General features: G+C 68.7%; 3 protein-coding genes. All 3 read right to left on the bottom strand.

All coding sequences use genetic code 11. The annotated features are described in order from the left end of the window. The coding region (locus K2X24_RS06275; RefSeq protein ID WP_292495793.1) for a hypothetical protein at positions 1–220 on the bottom strand (220 nt) is incomplete at its 3' end. Positions 221–224: 4 nt separating this feature from the next. Continuing rightward, positions 225–1625 carry an ATP-binding protein gene (locus K2X24_RS06270; protein WP_292495791.1) on the bottom strand — a complete coding sequence of 467 codons (1401 nt, stop codon included), beginning with the start codon at positions 1623–1625 and terminating at the stop codon, positions 225–227. A 5-nt stretch (positions 1626–1630) separates the two neighbouring features. Next, positions 1631–2341, bottom strand: coding sequence for a response regulator transcription factor (locus K2X24_RS06265; protein ID WP_292495788.1), 711 nt, complete (start codon positions 2339–2341; stop codon positions 1631–1633). Positions 2342–2620: the final 279 nt, after the last annotated feature.

The following is a 2620-nucleotide window of genomic DNA, read 5'->3' as shown; positions in this document are numbered from 1 at the left end:
CCAGTCGGTCGGGGGTCCGGACAGCCAATTGCCAGAGGAAGGGCGAGTGGTCGGCGAGCCCGAGCAGGAGCGCCCGAACCTCCGGGTTCAGAAACCCGGGTGCGAGGCCCGGCGCGACGTCGTCCAGCCGCGCGGCGGCGGCCTCGGGATCGGACAGGACCGGGGCCGCGCGCAGGCGTGCGCGAAGGCTGCCGCTTCGTCCGCCACCGTCCTGAGCCATGGCCCTATCCTCCCGACGCATCCACCGGCAGGGTTACCACGACCCGAAGTCCGGGGGCATCGTCCTCGAGGCTCAGCGTGCCCTGGTGCAGGCGCACCACCGCGTTGACGAGGCTGAGCCCGAGGCCGAAGCCCGGTCGGGATCGTGCCTCCTCCAGGCGCACGAAGCGGTCGAGAACCCGCCCCCGTGCCTCTACGGGAATACCGGGACCGGAATCGGCGACGCTGAGGCGCAGGGTCTCGCCGGAACGCGCGGCGGTGAGCCGGATCACCCCCTGCGCGCCGCCATACTTCACCGCGTTGTCGACGAGGTTTGCCAGCGCCTGGCCGACCAGTTCACGGTTGCCTCGCATCGTCAGCGCCGCGTCGCCGGTCTCGACGATCAGTGTCGTGCCCTGCTCCGACGCCAGGGGCTCGTAGAGTTCGGCGACGGACCGCATCACCGCGCCGGCATCGAACGCGACGAAGTCCCGGTTGGCATCGACGCCCTCGAGCCGAGCGATCATCAGGAGGGCGTTGAAGACGCGGATGAGTCCGTCGCTCTCCGCGATCACGCCCTCCAGGGCGGCCCGCAGGGTCTCCGGTGTCTCGGCGGTCCGGAGCGCCTCTTCGGCCCGATTGCGCAGGCGGGTCAGAGGTGTCTTCAGATCGTGCGCGATGTTGTCGGAGACATCGCGCAGGCCCCGCATCAGTTCGCCGATCCGCTCCAGCATCGCGTTGAGGTTACGAGCGAGGCGATCGAGTTCGTCGCCCGTGCCCGCGACGGCGAGCCGTCCGTCGAGGTCGCCGGCCATGATCCGGCGCGTGGTCTCGGTCATCGCATCGACGCGCTTGAGGACGCGGCTGGCGATGAACCAGGCGCCCGCCACCCCGAGCAGCACCACGAGCCCCACCGAGGAGCCGAAGGTCCGCCCGATCACGAGGCGCAGGCGATCCCGCTCCTCCACGTCGCGCCCGACCAGCAGGCGAAAGCCGCCCGGCAGCACGAAGATCTGCATAATCGCGCGGTGGTCGAGGGACTGGGACTCGCCGTTGCGAACGTAGCCGGCCTCCGTCTGGCCAGGATCCACGAGGAGACCGGTGGGCAGCGCCTCGATATTGCCGACGATGCGTTCGCCCGCCGCGTTGGTCACGAGGTAGAGAGAGGCGCCGGGCTCACCGGCACGCCGCTGAACGGCGGCAATCAGGCGACGCAGGCCCCCGACCTTGTACTGCTCGGATAGGCCGTTGATCTCGGCCTCGATGGTGGACACCATCTGGTCGTCGAGGGCCCGGCTCGCGTTCCAGGCGACGTAGCCCAGCGCCAGCAGCGCGAAGGTCGCGAAGACCACGAGGTAGGCGAAGGACAGCTTGAAGGCGGTGGTACGAAACAGGTTGCGAAGCCGCCCGCCTCGTCCCTCCTCCACCGCTCTCACGAGGCCGCGCCGGGGCCGCGGGCCTCGTCGGCCCGAAGCACGTAGCCGGTGCCCCGCACCGTGTGGAGAATCGGCGGTCCGAACTCCTTGTCGATCTTGGCGCGCAGGCGTGAGACGTGCACGTCGATGACGTTGGTCTGCGGATCGAAGTGATAATCCCAGACGTGTTCGAGGAGCATCGTGCGGGTCACCACCTGCCCGGCATGGCGCATCAGGTATTCGAGGAGCCGGAACTCCCGGGGCTGGAGCGCGATCTCGTGGCCCGCGCGGGTGACCCGGTGGGACAGGCGGTCGAGTTCCAGATCGCCCACCCGGTAGGACGTGGCCTCGGGCGCCGCGTTCGGACCGGAGCGGCGACGCGCGAGAACCTCGGCCCGAGCGAGCAACTCGGAGAAGGCGTAGGGCTTCGGCAGGTAGTCGTCCCCGCCTGCGCGCAAACCCTTCACCCGATCGTCCACCTGCCCCAGGGCCGACAAGATGAGCACCGGGACCGTCACGCCCTGTTCCCGCAGGGAGCGGATCAGCGACAGGCCGTCGAGCTTCGGCAGCATGCGGTCGACGATGAGCACATCGTATGCGCCTTCGCGGGCGAGAGCATAGCCGTCGAGGCCATCGGTGGCGTGATCCGGGACATGGCCAGCCTCCCGGAAGGCCTTGACGAGATAGGCGACCGCCTCACGGTCGTCCTCGATGATGAGCAGACGCATGGACGCGAGTGATACGGGTTCGCCCGCTCGCGGGAAACTGCCTTCTCCGGACACCTTCATCCGCCCCCTCCCCGCGCGCGCGATGGAGCGGATCGTAGGGGGCCGAACGTTGCGCGTGTCTGGCAGGGGGATGACGGTTTGGTCATGTCCGCGGACACGAAAAAAGGCCATTCCGGAAGGGATGGCCTTGATCGTGACGGCGGATCGTTTGTGAGGGAATGATTTTCCTTGTTCTGTGCAGGTCTGGCGGCGACCGACTCTCCCGTGTCTTGAGACACA

The organism is Methylobacterium sp., assembly GCF_019750675.1.
Classification (GTDB): domain Bacteria; phylum Pseudomonadota; class Alphaproteobacteria; order Rhizobiales; family Beijerinckiaceae; genus Methylobacterium.
Note: the sequence above shows the minus strand (reverse complement) of the source record. Positions and strands in the feature narration are given on the sequence as shown.